Origin of the sequence: Bacillus sp. MYb78 (assembly GCF_002975115.1) — a bacterium.
In the GTDB taxonomy this organism is placed as follows: Bacteria; Bacillota; Bacilli; order Bacillales; family Bacillaceae_G; genus Bacillus_A; species Bacillus_A cereus.
On the sequence record NZ_PCOB01000007.1, the window covers coordinates 128,435 to 148,889 of the forward strand.

Below are 20,455 nucleotides of genomic sequence, written 5' to 3' on the forward strand. Positions count from 1 at the left end.
TATACTTATTTTACTTCTATTATTTGATTTACTTTTTGTAATGACTTGTAACCATGTGCTTCAAATGCCTTTGCAAATTCATTTGATACGGCAGTGCCATATAGATCCTTTGCAGCTTGTACGATGTGAGATTGAAGTGATTCAAAGTCTTCAGCGGAAGTTGCGTAATTTTGCAATGCACGCATAACAACTTTACTTACTTTTTCATTACCTTGTTTTTGAACAGCAACACCGTTATATGTTTTACCTTCAGCTAATTGATATAATACGTGACTAATAATACCAGAATTTACGTGTGATTCTTGATTATTACCATCGTTATAGAAATCTTGTAAATTTGTATATAGTTTATGGCCGCCGTCACCAATTTCCCTTGGGATATCACGAATTGTTAGGCCACCTAATGTATCGCCCATAATCCAGTTTCCTTTATCTTTCTTTACGTAATATTCGATTTGTGTACCCCAGAAATCTGCTAATCCCTCGTTTAGTGCAGATGTTTCAGCGCTTGGATATCTCACGACTTTATTTTTTGTCGTGCCACTGAATACAGCATGTCCAAATTCATGAGCTGTTACATCAAGAGCTGATGTTAGTTTTCCGTCTAAACCATCACCAAATACCATTTGGTTCCAAGCAGGATGCCAAAATGCATTTACATAGTCTTCTTTTAAACCATCACTAACTTCAGTAGAATCAAAACCGTGTACACTAGCAACAACTTTTGAATCTTTATTGTCGTAACTTTTTAGATTATGTTCTTTCTTAAAGTAATCATAAATATCACTCATGTTCTTCATAGCGCCCGCGGCTTCTTTATCTGCAAAATTAGGAGTGCTACTTGAAATTAGTGTCCCTGGATAACCAGCTTGACTATATCCCCCGAGGGAATCGGCGTAGTTTGCATTATAAATATAAATACCATTTCCGCGTGATAAATCGGCTAAATAAAATTTTCCATCAGTTCCTTTGGCAATATTGAAAGAGATGTTTTCTTGAAGTGCATTTTTCCCAGTTCCTTGCTCACTTGCAGGGGATAATCTAGGTGATGTTCCTTGATTTATAGTCTTATTCTCTTTGTTTTTAATGAATTTTTCTTGGAAAAGTACTTCGCCAGTTTTTAGATCAACGATAGCATTGCCGTTTATAATTTGTTCATTGTTTTCATAAGTAAATGTAATAACAGTTGCGAATGTATAATAGCCATCTTTTTTCTTATAAACAACGGTTTCGCTAGAGAATTCCGTCTCAGCTGCATCACTTGGAATTTGAACTATATCGCGTAATTTAGATTTTACTTCATTTTTCGACAAAAAATTTGTTATAGTAAGATTAGGTTGTTGATTTAAATTTTGAACAACTTTACCACTAACAGTTGTGATCACTCCATTTTTATCTACTTTTACAATGAGATCTTGGCCATATACTTTATAGTTTTTATATGTTTGTGCAAGGCGAACTTCGGTTTGATTTTCTTTGGTTTCTTTATTTGTAGGTTGGAAATCTACATTTTTTTCAGTAGTGACTTGTTCTTGTTGAGCTTTAGCCCCGTTTACCTCACCTTTTAAATACTTTTTAGCAATATTTTCTTTCGTATCATTTTGAGGTTGTGTTAATTTCCCGATTGTTAAACCAGGCTGAGCGATTTCAACTTTTACTTCACTTTTGTCCAATTTTTGAGCATGAATAGCTTCTGTTGATAAAGGATAAAGAAGACCGAATGTAACGAAAGCACTGGCAAGTTTTCTATAATTCATCTATAACACTCCTAATCTATTATTATATGTGAGATGAATTGTATGAAAAATTTGCCGAATTTTATATATATTATGCATTATTTCATATCAAAAATTGTCGAATTCACATTATTGTAGTGGTATGACAACTTAAAAAATTAGATTGTTATAATGGGATGGTGAGTAAGTATGCAAGCAGAGAAATTAGGAAGTGAAATTAAGAAAATTAGAGTGTTGAGAGGATTAACACAAAAACAGTTATCCGAGAACATATGTCATCAATCGGAAGTAAGCAGAATTGAATCGGGTGCAGTATACCCAAGTATGGATATATTGCAAGGTATTGCAGCAAAATTACAAATTCCCATTATTCATTTTTATGAGGTACTCATTTATTCGGATATTGAAAGAAAAAAACAGTTTAAAGATCAAGTCATTATGCTTTGTAAGCAAAAAAGATATAAAGAAATTTATAATAAAGTATGGAATGAGCTGAAAAAGGAAGAATATCATCCTGAATTCCAGCAATTTCTTCAATGGCAATATTATGTAGCTGCTTACGTATTGAAAAAAGTCGATTACGAATATTGTATTTTAGAATTAAAGAAATTGCTCAATCAACAATTGACAGGAATAGATGTATATCAGAATCTTTATATTGAAAACGCAATTGCAAACATTTATGCTGAAAATGGCTATTTGAAGAAGGGTATTGATTTATTTGAACAAATATTAAAACAATTAGAGGCATTGCATGATAATGAAGAATTTGACGTGAAGGTAAGGTATAATCATGCAAAAGCATTATACTTAGATAGTCGATATGAAGAATCACTTTATCAAGTAAATAAAGCGATTGAAATATCATGCCGAATTAATAGTATGGCATTAATTGGACAGCTATATTATCAAAGAGGTGAATGCCTAAGGAAGTTGGAGTATGAAGAGGCAGAGATTGAAGATGCATATAAGAAGGCAAGTTTCTTTTTTGATATATTAGAAATGCATGCATATAAAGAAGCGCTTGTAAATAAAATCAGCAGATAAACAACCTAAAAAGTGGATATGCATAATTGCATACAATGTGAATAAATTTTCATGATATATTAAAAGTAAAAAATGTGGGTGATGGAATATGAAGAAATTACTTATTGGTAGTTTATTAACGTTAGCAATGGCATGGGGTATTTCATTAGGTGATACAGCATTTGAGAAAAGTCAAATAATTTCTCATAATGATCAAGAGGTACAAGTAGCTGCAGATTTACCTTTTGAGTTTTAAAAAACAACCGCCTTATTTAGACGGTTGTTTTTTTATGGAGTAACATCCAAACGTCTTTACTAGAAACAGGTTTGCTAATAAAGAATCCTTGAATGTGATCACAATTTTGTCTATGTAAAAATTCCCATTCTTCTTCCGTTTCTACACCTTCTGCAATCACTTCTAAATTTAGTTCTTTTGATAGTGTAATAATGGAAGAGACAATTGCTTCTTCTAAAGGGCTAGTTGTAATTCCACAAATAAACTCTCGAGCAATTTTTAATGTGTTAATTGGATATTTTGTTAAATAAGCTAAAGAACTATAACCAGTTCCAAAGTCATCGATTGAAATTTGAATGCCGAGATTTTGAAGCTGTTCTAGTTTTGCAACTACAGATTGATTTTGATTAATTGCGATGCTTTCCGTAATTTCAATATCTAGTGCTTCTGGTTTCAGTTCTGTTTCTTCCAACACCTTTGAAATAGTTGAGATTAAATCTGCATGGTTAAATTGAACAACAGATAAATTCACACCAACTTTTAAGTGAGAAAAACCTTGATTATGCCATCTTTTTGCCTCTAAACAGGCAGTACGTAAAATCCAATTACCAAGTTCAATAATAAAACCAGTTTCCTCTGCTAGAGGGATAAATTGGGCTGGAGATACGATGCCGAGTTTTGGATGCTTCCAACGTATTAATGCTTCAAAACCGATAATTTGTTTTGTTTTTGTGCTTACTTGTGGCTGGTATTCAAGGAAAAATTCATTTTGTTGTAATGCTTTTGAAAGTTCACCTTCTAAGAATTGAATTTCATTTTGAGCGATACTCATTTCTTTTGAGAAGAAAACAAATCTGTTTTTTCCATTTGCCTTCGCACGGTACATAGCCATATCAGCATTTTTCATTAACTCATTTACATCAGTTCCGTAATCAGGATACATCGCAATTCCGATACTTGGTGTAATAGAGAGTTCTTCGCCTTGAATGAAGAATGGTTTGTTTAAAATAGTTAAAATCTGTTCAGCTATAAAAATTGCACTTTTTTCTGAGTACATTTCTGGTAATAGAATGGTAAATTCATCTCCACCTTGGCGAGCGACGACATCTTTTGAACGCAAGCAACCGCGTAATCTTTTTGCTACTTCAATTAATAATAAATCTCCGACGTCATGACCAAGTCTATCGTTAATTTTTTTAAATCGATCTAAATCAAGGAATATGACGGCGACATCATTTGCGTTAGTTTGGGCTGTATTTAAAATGGCTTTTAAATCTTTTTCGAACTTTCGGCGATTTGGTAATCCAGTAAGTGCATCGTGAAAGGCTAAATGTTCTACTTGTTTTTGTTTTTCATATAAAGTGGTAATATCACGCGCTATCCCAAACATTCCGACCACTTCTTTGTTTATAAAAGTAGGGATAAGTGTAATATGGAGATAATAATAATAGCCTTCTTGTTCTTTTGTACGAACTTCTAACGTTTGTGGCCTACCTTCCTTTGTAATTTGTAAAGCCTTCTTTAGTAGTTCGTGGTCTTTTGAATCAATGAAGTGTACCAGAGAATAGCTTGCCACTTCGCAATAATAGGCAGTAAATAAGCTTTCGCATGCCTTATTAGAGTGTTGAAAAATGCCATTCATATTTAAAGAGAAAACGGCATCGGGATGATCTTCGAATAAAGATTTATAACGTTGTTCACTTTTTGATAATGCAAATGCACCTTCTTCAACTTCATCCTCTAGTTGTGTAGTCAACTGTTCATATGTATGGATTAGTGCTTGATTATCTTTCCACATGTAAAGTTGCCGCAAGAATAACAAAATAAGTGATAATACGAGACCGATTAACATGAACTTATCATCCCAAGGTTGAATGATAATAAAAGAAAAAGTAATAATTATACTAAAATAAGGTAGTATAAAACGTACATAATCGAATCGATAATATTTTGTTTTCGTTTCATGCTGCATTGGTTTATCTAAAATATATAGTATGGAAGAAAGTCCAATTAATAAAATAGAAGCAGTGTGTATTAAATAATTAATTTCAGCAGAAGTTTTCATCCCAAAGTTCAATTGAAACAGATGAATATAACCGTATATGAGTATAATAGTGAAGCCGATAATTAATGCGATTCTACTAGAAGAATATTGTTCTCTTCTATATAGGCTAATAACGGCGTAAATTACTAATGATTGTGCAATGAAATACCCAATTAAAATCCAAGTATCCTTTGTTAACATGCGGAAACTTGAAAGATCTAAGATAAAAGTTAAGGTGAAATAAATGTTCATAATAATAATAAAGATGCTATCGAATGAAAATTGCGAAAGCCCCTTAATAGAGTAATTCTTTATAAACTTTATAGCAAATCCAACAAAGAGCAAAATATATTGTATGATAAAAAAAGGCAATGCTTTATATGAAAATATAGATTGATCATGTATGGAAAGTGAACTAAGAAATAGGGTTATCTCCATAATTAATCCACATAGGCAAGTACATAGTAATAAAATCCAAAATAGTTTATCACTGCGTTTCATTTTCTTAATAGCTTTATATAAACAGTGGCAAGAAAAAAGTGCAGCGAAACAGAATAAGAAAAGAATCCCAATTTCCTTTATATGCGACTCATTTGGAATAAAGAGTATCCAAAGAGCGAATATAGATATGTATATTATGACAAATTGTACATACTTTTTTTGACTAATCATATTATGACTCCGTTTCAATAAAGTTGAATCTCGGGGGAATGCTAATTTAAATAATAGCATATAAAATAGGATGTTTTTTACTATAAAAATTACTTTTTTGAAAAAATGGTGCAAAGTTACAATTTACCACTGTAACTTTGCACCACTTATTCTTTTAATTCCTCTTATAGCAGAAAGTTCATCTATTAATTGGAATAGTGCTAAGTCTTTTTGTTTACTTTCAATCATAATATCGAAATTATGATTGTTTTTTTTTGCAACGTGTAAGAAGGGCTTGATAAACTCTAAATCGATATATTCAGCATGAGCCCTAAATTCTTTTTCCGATCTCGGAGAGGAAATGTGAACTTTAGGAGAGATATTTGTATGTGACCAAGTTTCAAAAATTGCAGGAAGCAACTCTTCTAGTGGTTCCTCGCAAAGATTGGCCATATGATGATGATAATCAAATACAAATGGAATATTTTCTTTTTGGCAAATTGATAAAGTTTCAGCGGTTGTATAGGTTTTATCATCATTTTCAAGAGTCATTTGTTTTTTTATATGTGCAGGAAGTTTTTTTATGTTTTCATGGAAGCGCTCAATTGCCTTTTCTTTATTTCCATAGGCTCCACCTACATGAATATTAATGTAAGAGGAATCTGCAATGCCTATAGCATCTAATACTTTATAATGATAAGTCATATCCGTAATAGCGTTAGTAGTAATATGTGGCTTGTCGCTTGTAAATAGCGTAAATTGATTTGGATGAAAACTTATTCGTAAATTGTGTTCTTTAATTAAAGCTCCTATTTTACGCCAAAGTGGTGTGAATACCCCAATATAGTCAAACTCGACTTCGGGATGTGTTGCAAGTGGGACGATTGAAGACGATAGGCGATATAGTGGGATTTCATGCGCTATATTGTAATGTAGGATACGTATTGTGTGCTCTAAATTTTGCTTTATAACATGGTACAGTTTGTCTTCTCGCTCTTGCTTGCTGAGTTTCTTAAAGCTTGTAAACGTCATTGTTTTGGCAGGAGAACAGTCCCAGAGTGCCATTGCATGTGAGACATATCCAAACCGCATAATCATATAAGATACACCTCTTTTATTCATTGTCTTTCCTATAAAAAGAAAGCAAGCATTGTTCCAATCCATTCCTTTCCTCTATCGATAAGAGAAGTTGGGTTTACATCGCTATAGGAAAGTATGGATGCATTCTTTAGGTCTTCATGGAATTTATTTTTTACTGTTTGAACGAAATGTTTACTATATAACAGGCAGTTTATTTCATGGTTAATATATAAACTTCTCATATCAAAGTTTGCTGTTCCGATATCACAAATATCATCATCCACTATAATAATCTTGGCGTGAAAAAAACCTTGTTGAAATGCATAAATATTGCAACCAGCCTGTATTAATTTTCGGCAGTATGGGAATTTTGCTTCTCGAACGAGAGGGTGATCAGCTTTTTCTGGAACAAGAATTGTGATTTGAACCCCTCTTTCTCTTGCTTTTAATAAGGCATTCATAATTTTTTTTCCAGGAATGAAATATGGTGTACCGATACAGATTTCTTTTTTTGCTCCGTTAATTAAATGTAAAAAAGTATGCTGTAAATAAGCACCATCAGTCGGAATAAATTGATGCAGTATGGTACCTGGGTTTTGTTTTGGAAAATAAAGAGAAGCATTCAATAAATCCTGTTTCGTATCATCAAACCAGTCATGCAAAAATTGCTTTTGTAAATCTTGAACCCCTTCTCCTGTAAGACGTAAATGATAGTCTCGCCATAATCCTAAATATTCATTATGCCCCAGATACTCTTCGCCGATATTAAATCCCCCGATATAGCCAGTTTTCCCATCAATCACTGTAATTTTTCTATGGTTTCTTTGATTGGCAGAAAAGAAAAGCAGAGGAAATTTTACCTTATGACAAAATGAAAAAGATACACCATGTTTTCGGAGGGAGCGAATAGCTTCGTTTGATAAAGAATGGCTGCCAAATCGATCAAGTAAAAGTCGTACTTCAATTCCTTCCTGAGCCTTATCAATCAGCAAATTTAAAAATTCACGACTGATTTTATCGTTTTTTACAATGAAGAATAAAATATGAATGTGGTGCTGTGCTTGTTTTATATCAGTAAATAAAGCGTCATACAAATCTTTCCCGTATGTATAAAGGTGAAAATCACTTTGACGTAAAGGGAAAGTGCGAGAGCTTACCCGTTTTAAATGAAGAAATCTCCCGTATGAAAGATCAATTGTAATCCAAAGAGCAACGGATATTAACAAAAGAGATAAGTAGAGCATCAGTGAATTCCCTCCTTCGCATTCTTTTCACCTTCAGTGTGTTACAAATGATACGGGTAGCACGGCTGTTATTATAAATTTCATCAGATGATAGTATGTTGCACTGATTAAAGTTTCACTTTATAGTTTCACCGAAATAAACAGCTTTATGAAAAAATATGTTGTTCTATAACAAAAAACTGTTGACTGAATGCTCACTCATTATATAATGGGGATAGGGGATATAATTCAGAAAATTATATATTTTTGAAGATTCAAAAAAGAAAGAGGGCTTACAAAGAGAGGGGTAGCATAAAAATGAATAGCTTACTGATCATTAATTGGCTGGCTGCCATTGCTGTTATTGCTTATGCAGGATATTTGTTTGTATATCTTATACGGACGAGAATGGCCTACATACAATTAGGAAAAAAAATTGAATTTGACCGTCGTTTTAAAGAGCGTTGGGATCTCCTTAAGGTCAATGTTTTCGGTCAGAAAAAGCTGCTGAAAGATAAGAAAAGCGGCATCATTCACGTTATGTTCTTTTACGGATTTATTCTTGTCCAATTTGGAGCAATTGACTTCGTTTGGAAAGGACTCGCACCAGGATCACATCTTCCACTTGGACCACTATACCCTGCATTTACATTCTTCCAGGAAATTGTCACACTTGTTATTTTAATTGCAGTATTTTGGGCTTTTCATAGACGTTATGTAGAAAAGCTTGTTCGTTTAAAACGTAACTTCAAATCAGGTCTTGTTCTTATCTTTATCGGTGGCTTAATGATTTCTGTGCTACTTGGTAACGGTATGGGACTTATATGGCATGGTGAGGAGCTTTCATGGAGTGAACCAATCGCTTCTGCAATCGCTTACGTTTTTAGCGGGATAAATGAAACCGTAGCCATTTCAGTGTTCTATTTTTCTTGGTGGGTGCATTTACTAATTTTGTTAACGTTTTTAGTCTATGTTCCACAATCAAAACATGCGCATTTAATTGCGGGACCAGCTAATGTATTCTTCGGTCGTCTTTCAAACCCAGGAAAGCTTGAAAAGATTGATTTTGAAGATGAAACACAAGAAACATTTGGTGTTGGTAAAATTGAAGACTTTAGACAAAATCAACTTATTGACTTATACGCTTGTGTAGAGTGTGGTCGTTGTACAAATATGTGTCCGGCAACAGGAACAGGAAAAATGTTATCGCCGATGGACTTAATTTTAAAACTTCGTGATCATTTAACTGATAAAGGAGCTGCGGTAACATCAAAAGCACCATGGGTTCCAGTAGTTGCCTTCAATAATACACAAGGAAATCAGTTAGCGATGATGGCAGCTGGAAAAGGACAACAAGAATCAGCGGCTACAACTCTCGCTTACGATCCGAGTTTAATCGGAGATGTTATTACAGAAGAAGAGATTTGGGCATGTACAACGTGTCGTAACTGTGAAGATCAATGTCCAGTTATGAATGAGCATGTTGACAAAATTATTGATTTACGTCGATATCTCGTTTTAACAGAAGGAAAAATGGACGCGGAAGCACAACGCGCGATGACAAATATTGAGCGTCAAGGGAATCCGTGGGGTCTGAACCGTAAAGAGCGTGAAACATGGCGCCAAGGTGATGACGAAGTAACAGTTCCAACTGTAAAAGAAAAATCAAAAGCTGGGGAGGAATTCGAGTATTTATTCTGGGTTGGTTCAATGGGATCATACGACAATCGTAGTCAGAAGATTGCGATATCGTTTGCGAAGTTAATGAACGAAGCAGGCATTTCATTCGCAATTCTCGGTAATAAAGAAAAGAATTCTGGAGATACACCACGCCGCCTTGGAAATGAATTTGTATTCCAAGAGATGGCGACAAAGAATATCGAAGAATTTGAAAAGGCAGGAGTGAAGAAAATCGTTACGATTGATCCTCATGCTTATAACACATTTAAAAATGAGTATCCGGACTTTGGCTTGCAAGCAGAAGTCTATCATCATACAGAATTGTTAGCTCAGTGGGTGAAAGAAGGGCGCTTAAAGCCTGTTCACGCTATTGAAGAAACAGTTACGTACCATGATTCCTGTTATTTAGGAAGATACAACGAAGTGTACGAAGCGCCACGTGACATTTTGAAAGCGATTCCTGGAGTGAATCTTGTAGAAATGGCACGTAACCGTGAAACTGGAATGTGCTGTGGCGCAGGTGGTGGCTTAATGTGGATGGAAGAAACAACAGGTTCTCGTATTAACGTTGCTCGTACAGAACAAGCATTAGCTGTACAGCCATCCATTATCGGTACAGGTTGTCCATATTGCTTAACGATGATCAGTGATGGAACGAAAGCGAAAGAGGTAGAAGAGAAAGTTCAAACTCTTGATGTGACAGAGATTTTAGAACGATCTGTTATCGGACAGAAAAAAGAAGCGATGTAGTTTATAAGAATGTATACAACTTTAGAAAGAGGTGCAATGATTGCACCTCTTCTCAACGTAGGGATACCGAGCGAGCGCTCAGTGTTAAAAAATGAAATGGGGGAAAGAAACATGAGTAAAACAGTTATTTTAAGTGCTGCAAGAACACCAGTTGGAAAATTTGGAGGATCTTTAAAAGATGTAAAAGCGACGGAACTTGGAGGAATTGCAATTAAAGCAGCGCTTGAAAGAGCAAATGTTGCGGCTAGTGATGTTGAAGAAGTTATATTTGGAACGGTTATTCAGGGGGGACAGGGGCAAATTCCATCGCGTCAAGCTGCAAGGGCTGCTGGAATCCCTTGGGAAGTGCAGACGGAAACAGTGAATAAAGTTTGTGCATCAGGACTTCGTGCGGTTACGTTAGCGGATCAAATTATTCGTACTGGCGATCAATCACTGATTGTAGCTGGCGGTATGGAGTCGATGAGTAATACTCCTTACATTTTACGCGGAGCAAGATGGGGATACAGAATGGGCAACAATGAAGTTATTGATTTAAACGTTGCTGACGGTTTAACATGCGCATTTTCAGGTACACACATGGGTGTTTATGGCGGAGAAGTTGCGAAGGAAGATGGGATTTCTCGCGAAGCGCAAGATGAATGGGCATATCGTAGCCATCAGCGTGCGGTTTCAGCGCATAAAGAAGGACGTTTTGAAGAGGAAATCGTACCAGTAACGATCCCGCAAAGAAAAGGCGATCCTATTGTTGTTGCAAAGGATGAGGCGCCACGTGAAGATACAACGATTGAAAAGTTAGCAAAGTTAAAACCTGTATTTGATAAGGAAGCGGCGGTGACAGCTGGTAATGCGCCAGGACTAAACGATGGTGGTGCCGCACTTGTGTTAATGAGCGAAGACAGAGCGAAGCAAGAAGGAAGAAAGCCATTAGCGACAATTTTGGCGCATACAGCAATTGCAGTGGAATCTAAAGATTTCCCAAGAACGCCAGGTTATGCAATTAACGCATTGCTTGAAAAAACAGGAAAGACAATTGAAGACATCGATTTATTCGAGATTAATGAAGCATTTGCAGCGGTAGCAATTGCAAGTACAGAAATCGCAGGAATTGATCCAGAAAAATTGAATGTAAATGGCGGCGCGGTAGCGATGGGCCATCCAATTGGAGCAAGCGGAGCGCGCATTATCGTTACACTAATCCATGCACTTAAGCAGCGCGGCGGCGGAATTGGAATTGCATCGATTTGTAGCGGTGGCGGTCAAGGAGACGCAGTGATGATTGAAGTTCACTAATTAAAGTTCGAGGGTATAAAAATTATTAACAATTAAGGGGGAAGAAAAAATGGGTGTACAAAACATTGTTGTAATTGGTGCAGGGCAAATGGGATCAGGAATTGCACAAGTATGTGCAATGGCAGGGTATGACGTGAAGGTACAAGATTTAAAACAAGAGCAATTAGATAGAGGATTGGCTATCATTACGAAAAACTTAGCGCGCCAAGTAGAAAAAGGACGCATGAAGGAAGAAGAGAAGGAAGCGACATTAAATCGTCTTACAGTAACGCTTGATTTAGATTGTGTGAAAGAAGCGGATCTTATTATTGAAGCAGCTGTTGAGAAAATGGATATTAAAAAGAAAATCTTTGCGAATCTAGATGAAATTGCTCCAGAACACGCAATTTTAGCGACAAATACGTCATCTCTGCCAATTACAGAAATTGCAGCGGTAACGAAGCGTCCGGAAAAAGTAATCGGCATGCACTTTATGAATCCAGTTCCAGTTATGAAGCTTGTTGAGATTATTCGTGGTTTGGCTACAGATGATGCAGTATATGAAGCAATTGAAGATATTACGAAAAAAATTGGGAAAGTACCAGTTGAAGTAAATGATTTCCCAGGTTTTGTATCAAACCGCATTTTGCTACCGATGATTAACGAAGCAATTTATACGTTATATGAAGGTGTAGCGACGAAAGAAGCAATTGATGAGGTAATGAAGCTTGGTATGAACCATCCGATGGGGCCTTTGACGCTCGCTGATTTTATCGGTTTAGATACGTGTTTATACATTATGGAAGTGTTGCATGAAGGATTAGGAGATAGTAAATATCGCCCATGTCCGTTATTACGTAAGTATGTGAATGCAGGATGGTTAGGGCGTAAAACAGGTCGTGGATTCTACGTTTACGAATAAATGCCCCTTTTGTTACAAAATAGTGGTCTTACCAAATTGTTAAAAGGATATATAGCAAATGGAGGCGGAATATATGAACTTTCGTTTTAATGAAGAGCAGCAAATGATGAGGAAAATGGTTCGGGATTTTGCACAGAAGGAAATAGCTCCCTTTGTTCCTAGTATGGAACAAGGGGTGTTCCCGAAAGAGATTTTGCAAAAGATGGGTGATCTTGGATTAATGGGTATTCCAGCACCTGCAAAATACGGCGGGGCAGAAATGGATTTTATTTCTTATATTCTAGCAATTGAGGAAATCTCAAAGGTAAGTGCAACAGTTGGGGTAATTTTAGCTGTACATACGTCAGTTGGAATGAATCCGATTTTATATTTCGGAACAGAAGAACAGAAGAAAAAATATGTTTCTAAACTTGCAACCGGGGAATATTTAGGCGCATTTGCTTTAACAGAGCCAAATGCAGGATCAGATGCAGGGAGTTTGAAATCAAGAGCTGTCAAAAAAGGCGATCATTATATTATTAATGGATCGAAAGTGTTTATTACAAATGGTGGTGAAGCAAGTACATACATTGTATTCGCTTCTACAAATCCAGAGGCAGGGAAAAGTGGTATTTCTGCATTTATAGTAGAGAAAGATACACCTGGTTTAATCATCGGAAAAGATGAACATAAGATGGGGCTCCTCGGTTCTCGTACAGTACAACTTACTTTTGAAGATATGAAAGTGCCAGCGGAGAATTTACTTGGGGAAGAAGGACAAGGATTCAAGGTGGCGATGGCGAATTTAGATGTTGGGCGAATTGGAATCGGTGCACAGGCGTTAGGAATTGCTGAAGCGGCGCTTGCATGTGCGATTGATTATGCAAAAGAACGAGAACAATTTGGGAAACCAATTGCGGCGCAGCAAGGGATTGGCTTCAAGCTTGCAGATATGGCAACAAGTGTCGAAGCAGCAAGGTTACTCGTATATAGAGCGGCGTCTCTTAGGGCACAAGGATTACCATGCGGTAAAGAAGCATCTATTGCGAAATTATTTGCTTCTAAGACAGCGGTTGAAGTCGCGATTGAGGCGGTGCAAGTATTTGGTGGTTACGGTTATACGAAAGAATATCCAGTAGAACGATTTTTCCGTGATGCGAAAATCACGCAAATATATGAAGGAACAAGTGAAATACAGAAACTTGTTATTAGCCGTGCTTTATAAAAGGGCGAGGGGGAGACGGAGATGCATTTTAAACTATCAGAAGAACATGAAATGATAAGAAAAATGGTTCGAGATTTTGCTAAAAATGAAGTAGCACCAACAGCAGCTGAGCGTGATGAGGAAGAGCGATTTGATCGAGAGTTATTTGATCAAATGGCAGAGCTTGGTTTAACCGGTATTCCATGGCCTGAAGAGTACGGCGGAATTGGAAGCGATTACTTAGCGTACGTAATTGCGATTGAAGAATTATCTCGAGTTTGTGCTTCAACAGGTGTAACACTATCTGCGCATACTTCACTTGCAGGATGGCCAATTTTTAAATTTGGGACAGAAGAACAAAAGCAAAAGTTTTTACGACCGATGGCTGAAGGGAAGAAAATTGGTGCATACGGCTTAACGGAGCCAGCATCTGGATCGGATGCTGGTGGAATGAAGACAATCGCAAAGAGAGATGGCGACCATTATATTTTAAATGGATCAAAAATTTTCATTACAAATGGCGGTATTGCTGATATTTATGTTGTTTTTGCGCTAACTGATCCTGAATCGAAGCAGCGCGGTACGAGTGCATTTATTGTAGAAAGTGATACACCGGGATTTTCAGTTGGGAAGAAGGAGAGCAAGCTAGGGATTCGCTCTTCACCAACGACTGAAATTATGTTTGAAGATTGCCGTATTCCGGTAGAGAATCTACTTGGAGAAGAGGGGCAAGGATTTAAAGTTGCGATGCAAACATTAGATGGAGGTCGTAACGGTATTGCGGCGCAAGCTGTTGGTATTGCACAAGGGGCTTTAGATGCTTCTGTAGAATATGCAAGGGAGCGCCATCAATTTGGAAAACCAATTGCGGCGCAGCAAGGGATTGGCTTTAAACTTGCGGATATGGCAACAGATGTAGAAGCGGCACGCCTTTTGACATATCAAGCGGCTTGGCTTGAATCAGAAGGGCTTCCGTATGGAAAAGAATCAGCGATGTCAAAAGTATTTGCAGGGGATACAGCGATGAAGGTGACGACTGAAGCGGTGCAAGTATTTGGTGGTTACGGTTATACGAAAGATTATCCAGTAGAGCGTTATATGCGAGATGCGAAGATTACACAAATATATGAAGGAACACAAGAGATTCAGAGGCTTGTAATTTCTCGTATGTTAACGAAGTAGGAACGAAAGCGTAGGTATTCTCCTACGCTTTTTCCTTCCAAAAAATAATAGAGAGAGGTGAAGGGAATGGTTAAACATAATGTACATGCATCGGTGAAAGATGAAAAATTAGTTGCGTTAAGACGTGAACAAATGATTAAAGGTGCGGTGCAACTGTTTAAACAAAAAGGATTTCCGCGTACAACAACGAGAGAGATTGCAAAAGCGGCTGGATTTAGTATAGGGACACTTTATGAGTACATTCGTACAAAAGATGATGTTTTGTATTTAGTTTGTGATAGTATATATGAACATGTAAAAGAACGATTAGAGGAAGTAGTATGTACAGAAAAAGGGAGTATAGAAAGTTTAAAGGTAGCGATAACGAATTACTTTAAAGTGATGGACGAATTACAAGAAGAAGTATTAATTATGTATCAAGAAGTACGTTTTTTACCGAAAGAATCTCTCCCATATGTATTAGAAAAAGAGTTTCAAATGGTAGGAATGTTTGAGGATATTTTAGAACAGTGTACGGAAAATGGAACATTTATATTAAATAAAAAAGAAATACAGCTTCTTGCACATAATATTTTTATACAAGGACAAATGTGGGGGTTTAGACGTTGGGCACTGCAAAAACTGTATACGCTCGAAGAATATACAGAAATGCAAATTAGGTATGTGTTGCAAGGTGCCCATATGCTTCCGAAATAAGGAACAGACAAATTATTAATTTTATTACCATATAAAAGTTTCCCGTTTTTTTTGTAGCATATTTGTGCGACTTTTGTTTATAATGAATAGTATGGATTTTTTTAGGCAGACCGTTATATATAAGGTTATATTTGATGAAAGGAAGTGCCGCATAAGTGAATTTTAAGCAATATTCACCAGAAGAGCTAAAAGAATGTTCAATGATTGAAGTTGTACATAGCGTTTTAGGGGATAAAAGACAAGCAACGACATTCAACGAGTTGGTTCAAGAAATCGCTCAAGTGCTGGGACTATCTCAAGAGCAAGTTAATGCGAAACTCGCACAATTTTATACAGACTTAAACATCGATGGACGTTTCATTAATTTAGGAGAAAATCGTTGGGGACTACGCAGCTGGTACCCATATGAGCAAATTGATGAAGAAATCTTACCGCAGCCAAAACCGAAGAAGAAACGTAAAGTTGAAGAAGACGGTTTTGACGACTACATTGAAGAAGATGAAGATGACTTTGACGATGCAGACGGAAATGTAGACGAAGAAGATGATGTAGAAGATTTGGACAAGGTTCTTGAAGATGAAGACGGAGATGACGACGATCTTGATGATTTAGAAGAGGATGAAGACGACGACTTCGCTGAAGAAGAACTTGAGTATGATGAAACTGAAGAAGAAGAAGAAGAGGAAGAACTGTAGTTCTTGACTTTTCATTATCGTCCATGTAGAATCATTTTTGGGCTCTTTAAAAAAGGACGATAATACTTTTAAAGTGTAAATATAAAAGAAAATTGCTCCCTACTTGTTACTTTATGTGATGAGGGGAGCAATTTTCTTTTTTGTTTTTTGTTTAGAAAATAAAAAGAGTCTAACAATAAGATGGATACAGTGTTATCTACATACGTTGCGCTTTGCAACGGTGATTATATAACAGCAAAATAGAAGGGAGCTTTTTCATGACTAAGTATATTTTTGTAACAGGCGGTGTAGTATCGTCTTTAGGGAAAGGTATTACAGCAGCATCTCTTGGAAGACTTTTAAAAAATCGTGGTTTAAATGTAACGATTCAAAAGTTTGATCCATACATTAACGTAGACCCAGGGACTATGAGCCCATACCAACACGGTGAGGTATTCGTAACAGATGATGGCGCAGAAACTGACTTAGACCTTGGTCACTATGAGCGTTTTATTGACATTAACTTAAACAAATACAGCAACGTAACAACAGGTAAAATTTACTCTTCAGTTCTTCAAAAAGAGCGTCGCGGTGAATATCTAGGAGGAACAGTTCAAGTTATTCCTCACATTACTAACGAAATTAAAGAGCGCGTATATCGTTCTGGCCGTGAAACAAATGCGGATGTTGTTATTACAGAAATCGGTGGAACTGTTGGTGATATCGAGTCTCTACCATTCTTAGAAGCAATCCGTCAAATTAAGAGCGACATCGGTCGTGACAATGTAATGTACATTCACTGTACGTTAATCCCGTACTTAAAAGCAGCGGGTGAAATGAAAACAAAACCAACGCAACATAGCGTTAAAGAACTTCGTAGCTTAGGTATTCAACCAAACATTATCGTTGTTCGTACAGAACTTCCTGTTTCTCAAGATATGAAAGACAAGCTTGCATTATTCTGTGACATCGATACAAAAGCAGTTATCGAAGCTCGCGATGCAGATACTTTATATGCGGTTCCATTATCTCTTCAAGAACAAAACATGGACCAAATCGTTTGTGATCACTTAAAATTAGACAATCCAGCTGCAGATATGACAGAGTGGACTGCGCTAGTTAACAAAGTACGTAACCTTTCTAAGAAAACAAAAATCGCTCTTGTTGGTAAATATGTAGAACTTCAAGATGCATATATTTCTGTTGTAGAAGCACTTCGTCATGCTGGTTACTCATTCGACACAGATGTAGAAGTAAAATGGGTAAATGCTGAGCACGTAACAGCAGAAAACGTAAAAGAATTAGTTGGCGATACAGATGGTATCCTTGTACCAGGTGGCTTCGGCGATCGTGGTGTAGAAGGTAAAATCGTTGCGATTCAATATGCTCGTGAAAACAAAGTTCCATTCTTAGGAATTTGCTTAGGTATGCAACTTGCATCAATCGAATTCGCACGTAATGTATTAGGTTTAGAAGGTGCTAACTCTTCTGAAATCAATCCTGATACGCCATATGCAATCATTGACTTATTACCAGAACAAAAAGATGTAGAGGACTTAGGTGGTACACTTCGTCTTGGTCTATACCCATGTAAGCTTGCTGAAGAAACAAATGCTTACAATGCTTATAATGAGCCGGTTGTATATGAGCGTCATCGTCATCGTTATGAGTTCAACAACCAGTTCCGTCCGGATATGGAAAAAGAAGGATTCGTATTCTCTGGTACAAGCCCAGACGGCCGTCTAGTTGAAATCATTGAATTAAAAGACCACCCTTGGTTCGTGGCAGCACAGTTCCACCCAGAACTTGTTTCTCGTCCAAACCGTCCACAACCATTGTTCCATGACTTCGTAAGAGCTTCTATTACGAATAAAGAGAGCAAGTAATAAAAAAAGCGCCGCCACTTTAAAGTGACGGCGCTTTTTTTAATATTCGTTTAACATTTCATCGATTGTAAATTTGATTCCGTGATAAGCAAATAAAGCTACTATTAAGCTTGGGAACCCGTAGCGATTACCTTCATCGTCTGGAATAAGACCTTTTAACAGTTTTGTATCAATATGTACGTCTGTATATTGTTCCAGTGATTCCGTACCTTCTTGAAGAGCAGAAATGCCGACAATAGAGTGTCCCTCTTCTTGTAGTTTTTTTGCAATTTCTACAACCGCTTCATCTGTTGAAAAACGGCTAATAAGAAGTACACGATCCGCAGAGGTTACTTCTGCTTCTTTACCATTTTCAAATAAGCGTTTTGCTTGCTTCATTGGTTCAGCACCGAATAGTGCTTCGGCAACAACGCCCTCCATTTCATTTGTACCATATAAATAAATGAAACCATCGCTAACTAGTGCTTGAGCAAGTAAACGAGCACTATCTTCTATATTCATTTCCTCTTTTTGAGAAACTCTGGAGAAATAACCACTTAATTGAGTAGAAAAAATTTTTAACATAATGTTACTCCCTTCGTACGTGTTTGCCGGCTTTCATTATAGTTTATTTTTTTAGAAAGGTGAAATCGTAGGGTAGCATAACAAAATAGGAAACGGTAAAATAAGAAAGAATAGGAAGGAATTTGCCAAAGAATAGCGAAAATAAATCGTTAAGATATAAGAAGCTTTAAATCTTGTACTTACACAGAAAGGTTGGGAATTATGGAAGGTAAAATTTTAATTGTTGATGATCAATATGGGATTCGTGTGTTATTACATGAAGTGTTCCAAAAAGAAGGTTATCAGACATTCCAAGCAGCGAATGGATTTCAAGCTTTAGATATCGTGAAAAAAGATAATCCAGATTTAGTAGTGTTAGATATGAAAATTCCAGGCATGGATGGTATAGAGATTTTAAAGCATGTAAAAGAAATTGATGAGAGTATTAAAGTCATTTTAATGACTGCTTATGGAGAGCTTGATATGATCCAAGAAGCAAAAGATTTAGGAGCTTTAATGCATTTTGCTAAACCATTTGATATTGATGAAATTCGTCAAGCTGTGAGAAATGAGCTCGCTGTAGAGGCGTAAAAATGAATTTTTTATAAAAAATATGGAAAAAAGCGTTTACATGGACTATTGTGCAGGTGAATACGGTTGAGTTTTTGAGTACAAGTTGTTATCCTATTGAGTGTAGAAAAAAGTCCGGTATGTAGATATACATATTTTACCTTATTCTGGTCATACTACCAGCGATAAGAACTTATCGGATACAAAAAACGTTTTTTAGGAGGATTCACCATGCCTTTAGTTTCTATGAAAGAAATGCTAAACAAAGCACTAGAAGGAAAATACGCAGTTGGTCAATTCAACATGAACAACTTAGAGTGGACTCAAGCTATCTTAGCTGCTGCGGAAGAAGAAAAATCTCCTGTAATCCTAGGTGTATCTGAGGGTGCAGCTCGTCATATGACTGGTTTCAAAACAGTTGTAGCTATGGTTAAAGCTTTAATCGAAGAAATGAACATCACTGTTCCTGTAGCGATTCACCTTGACCATGGTTCAAGCTTCGAAAAATGTAAAGAAGCAATCGATGCAGGTTTCACATCTGTAATGATTGACGCTTCTCACCACCCATTCGAAGAAAACGTTGAAACTACTAAACAAGTAGTAGAATACGCACACGCTCGTAACGTATCTGTTGAAGCTGAGCTTGGAACAGTTGGCGGACAAGAAGACGACGTAATCGCTGAAGGCGTAATTTACGCTGACCCAGCAGAGTGTAAGCACCTTGTTGAAGCAACAGGTATCGATTGCCTAGCTCCAGCTTTAGGTTCTGTACACGGTCCTTACAAAGGTGAGCCTAACTTAGGATTCGCTGAAATGGAACAAGTTCGTGACTTCACTGGCGTACCTTTAGTATTACACGGTGGTACTGGTATCCCAACTGCTGATATCGTAAAAGCTATCTCTTTAGGTACTTCAAAAATCAACGTAAACACTGAGAACCAAATCGAGTTTACAAAAGCTGTTCGTGAAGTATTAAACAAAGACCAAGAAGTTTACGATCCTCGTAAATTTATTGGACCTGGCCGCGACGCTATTAAAGCAACTGTTGCTGGTAAAATGCGTGAGTTCGGTTCTAACGGTAAAGCGTAAGAATAAAATTCCG

17 protein-coding genes are annotated in these 20,455 nt (G+C 36.7%); 12 read left to right on the forward strand and 5 right to left on the reverse strand.

The genetic code is table 11. The features are described 5' to 3' along the window. Window positions 1–5: 5 nt before the first annotated feature. Window positions 6–1,757: a M4 family metallopeptidase gene (locus CQ064_RS16165; protein ID WP_001109527.1), complete on the reverse strand. Its 1,752-nt coding sequence runs from the start codon at window positions 1,755–1,757 to the stop codon at window positions 6–8. A 168-nt stretch (window positions 1,758–1,925) separates the two neighbouring features. Between CQ064_RS16165 and CQ064_RS16170 the strand changes: the two genes are divergently transcribed. Next, on the forward strand, window positions 1,926–2,783 hold the full coding sequence (locus tag CQ064_RS16170; protein WP_001147494.1) for a helix-turn-helix domain-containing protein: 858 nt from the start codon (window positions 1,926–1,928) through the stop codon (window positions 2,781–2,783). Window positions 2,784–2,871: 88 nt separating this feature from the next. Beyond that, complete coding sequence (locus CQ064_RS16175; RefSeq protein WP_000734725.1) at window positions 2,872–3,018, forward strand: quorum-sensing peptide PapR; 147 nt, start codon at window positions 2,872–2,874, stop codon at window positions 3,016–3,018. Window positions 3,019–3,034: 16 nt separating this feature from the next. On the opposite strand, the gene CQ064_RS16180 is transcribed toward CQ064_RS16175, so the two are convergent. The 3 genes from CQ064_RS16180 to cls all read right to left on the reverse strand — a co-directional run bounded on the left by CQ064_RS16180 (window position 3,035) and on the right by cls (window position 8,016). Continuing rightward, entirely contained in the window at window positions 3,035–5,713 is a 2,679-nt protein-coding gene (locus CQ064_RS16180) for a DUF4084 domain-containing protein (protein ID WP_015055216.1), read from the reverse strand. 123 nt (window positions 5,714–5,836) lie between these two features. Continuing rightward, window positions 5,837–6,790 carry a UV DNA damage repair endonuclease UvsE gene (gene uvsE / locus CQ064_RS16185; protein ID WP_014482183.1) on the reverse strand — a complete coding sequence of 318 codons (954 nt, stop codon included), beginning with the start codon at window positions 6,788–6,790 and terminating at the stop codon, window positions 5,837–5,839. A gap of 32 nt (window positions 6,791–6,822) precedes the next feature. Further along, a complete protein-coding gene (gene cls, locus CQ064_RS16190; RefSeq protein WP_000966410.1) occupies window positions 6,823–8,016 on the reverse strand; it encodes a cardiolipin synthase in 1,194 nt (397 codons plus the stop codon). Window positions 8,017–8,313: 297 nt separating this feature from the next. Between cls and CQ064_RS16195 the strand changes: the two genes are divergently transcribed. The 8 genes from CQ064_RS16195 (at window position 8,314) to pyrG (ending at window position 18,240) form a co-directional block, all read left to right on the forward strand. Next, window positions 8,314–10,425, forward strand: coding sequence for a (Fe-S)-binding protein (locus tag CQ064_RS16195; protein WP_001086772.1), 2,112 nt, complete (start codon window positions 8,314–8,316; stop codon window positions 10,423–10,425). Between the two features lie 9 nt (window positions 10,426–10,434). Then, the gene (locus CQ064_RS16200; protein WP_003272453.1) at window positions 10,435–11,718 is read left to right on the forward strand and encodes an acetyl-CoA C-acetyltransferase; all 1,284 of its coding nucleotides are present in this window, start codon (window positions 10,435–10,437) and stop codon (window positions 11,716–11,718) included. Between the two features lie 49 nt (window positions 11,719–11,767). Further along, entirely contained in the window at window positions 11,768–12,619 is an 852-nt protein-coding gene (locus CQ064_RS16205) for a 3-hydroxybutyryl-CoA dehydrogenase (protein ID WP_000538874.1), read from the forward strand. A 73-nt stretch (window positions 12,620–12,692) separates the two neighbouring features. Then, window positions 12,693–13,823 (forward strand): acyl-CoA dehydrogenase, encoded by a 1,131-nt coding sequence (locus tag CQ064_RS16210; protein WP_001011166.1) that lies wholly within the window; start codon window positions 12,693–12,695, stop codon window positions 13,821–13,823. 21 nt (window positions 13,824–13,844) lie between these two features. Further along, the gene (gene acdA / locus CQ064_RS16215; RefSeq protein WP_000545539.1) at window positions 13,845–14,984 is read left to right on the forward strand and encodes an acyl-CoA dehydrogenase AcdA; all 1,140 of its coding nucleotides are present in this window, start codon (window positions 13,845–13,847) and stop codon (window positions 14,982–14,984) included. A gap of 66 nt (window positions 14,985–15,050) precedes the next feature. Beyond that, window positions 15,051–15,680, forward strand: coding sequence for a TetR/AcrR family transcriptional regulator (locus CQ064_RS16220; protein WP_000238601.1), 630 nt, complete (start codon window positions 15,051–15,053; stop codon window positions 15,678–15,680). Window positions 15,681–15,835: 155 nt separating this feature from the next. After that, entirely contained in the window at window positions 15,836–16,375 is a 540-nt protein-coding gene (gene rpoE, locus CQ064_RS16225) for a DNA-directed RNA polymerase subunit delta (RefSeq protein WP_001009776.1), read from the forward strand. Window positions 16,376–16,632: 257 nt separating this feature from the next. Beyond that, the gene (pyrG, locus tag CQ064_RS16230; protein ID WP_000170447.1) at window positions 16,633–18,240 is read left to right on the forward strand and encodes a CTP synthase; all 1,608 of its coding nucleotides are present in this window, start codon (window positions 16,633–16,635) and stop codon (window positions 18,238–18,240) included. Window positions 18,241–18,279: 39 nt separating this feature from the next. Here pyrG and CQ064_RS16235 read toward each other — a convergent pair whose 3' ends face one another. Then, window positions 18,280–18,804, reverse strand: coding sequence for a DUF2529 domain-containing protein (locus CQ064_RS16235; RefSeq protein WP_000912431.1), 525 nt, complete (start codon window positions 18,802–18,804; stop codon window positions 18,280–18,282). Between the two features lie 201 nt (window positions 18,805–19,005). On the opposite strand from CQ064_RS16235, the gene spo0F reads away from it, so the two are divergent. Beyond that, window positions 19,006–19,374: a sporulation initiation phosphotransferase Spo0F gene (spo0F, locus tag CQ064_RS16240; RefSeq protein ID WP_000398594.1), complete on the forward strand. Its 369-nt coding sequence runs from the start codon at window positions 19,006–19,008 to the stop codon at window positions 19,372–19,374. 210 nt (window positions 19,375–19,584) lie between these two features. After that, the gene (locus CQ064_RS16245) at window positions 19,585–20,442 is read left to right on the forward strand and encodes a class II fructose-bisphosphate aldolase (protein WP_001131856.1); all 858 of its coding nucleotides are present in this window, start codon (window positions 19,585–19,587) and stop codon (window positions 20,440–20,442) included. Window positions 20,443–20,455 lie beyond the last annotated feature (13 nt).

Excerpts from the sequence above, each read along its gene's own strand:
- CQ064_RS16165 (WP_001109527.1), bottom strand. The coding sequence starts at position 1,757 with ATGAATTATAGAAAACTTGCCAGTGCTTTCGTTACATTCGGTCTTCTT.
- CQ064_RS16170 (WP_001147494.1), top strand. The coding sequence starts at position 1,926 with ATGCAAGCAGAGAAATTAGGAAGTGAAATTAAGAAAATTAGAGTGTTG.
- CQ064_RS16175 (WP_000734725.1), top strand. The coding sequence starts at position 2,872 with ATGAAGAAATTACTTATTGGTAGTTTATTAACGTTAGCAATGGCATGG.
- CQ064_RS16180 (WP_015055216.1), bottom strand. The coding sequence starts at position 5,713 with ATGATTAGTCAAAAAAAGTATGTACAATTTGTCATAATATACATATCT.
- uvsE (WP_014482183.1), bottom strand. The coding sequence starts at position 6,790 with ATGATTATGCGGTTTGGATATGTCTCACATGCAATGGCACTCTGGGAC.
- cls (WP_000966410.1), bottom strand. The coding sequence starts at position 8,016 with ATGCTCTACTTATCTCTTTTGTTAATATCCGTTGCTCTTTGGATTACA.
- CQ064_RS16195 (WP_001086772.1), top strand. The coding sequence starts at position 8,314 with ATGAATAGCTTACTGATCATTAATTGGCTGGCTGCCATTGCTGTTATT.
- CQ064_RS16200 (WP_003272453.1), top strand. The coding sequence starts at position 10,435 with ATGTATACAACTTTAGAAAGAGGTGCAATGATTGCACCTCTTCTCAAC.
- CQ064_RS16205 (WP_000538874.1), top strand. The coding sequence starts at position 11,768 with ATGGGTGTACAAAACATTGTTGTAATTGGTGCAGGGCAAATGGGATCA.
- CQ064_RS16210 (WP_001011166.1), top strand. The coding sequence starts at position 12,693 with ATGAACTTTCGTTTTAATGAAGAGCAGCAAATGATGAGGAAAATGGTT.
- acdA (WP_000545539.1), top strand. The coding sequence starts at position 13,845 with ATGCATTTTAAACTATCAGAAGAACATGAAATGATAAGAAAAATGGTT.
- CQ064_RS16220 (WP_000238601.1), top strand. The coding sequence starts at position 15,051 with ATGGTTAAACATAATGTACATGCATCGGTGAAAGATGAAAAATTAGTT.
- pyrG (WP_000170447.1), top strand. The coding sequence starts at position 16,633 with ATGACTAAGTATATTTTTGTAACAGGCGGTGTAGTATCGTCTTTAGGG.
- CQ064_RS16235 (WP_000912431.1), bottom strand. The coding sequence starts at position 18,804 with ATGTTAAAAATTTTTTCTACTCAATTAAGTGGTTATTTCTCCAGAGTT.
- spo0F (WP_000398594.1), top strand. The coding sequence starts at position 19,006 with ATGGAAGGTAAAATTTTAATTGTTGATGATCAATATGGGATTCGTGTG.
- CQ064_RS16245 (WP_001131856.1), top strand. The coding sequence starts at position 19,585 with ATGCCTTTAGTTTCTATGAAAGAAATGCTAAACAAAGCACTAGAAGGA.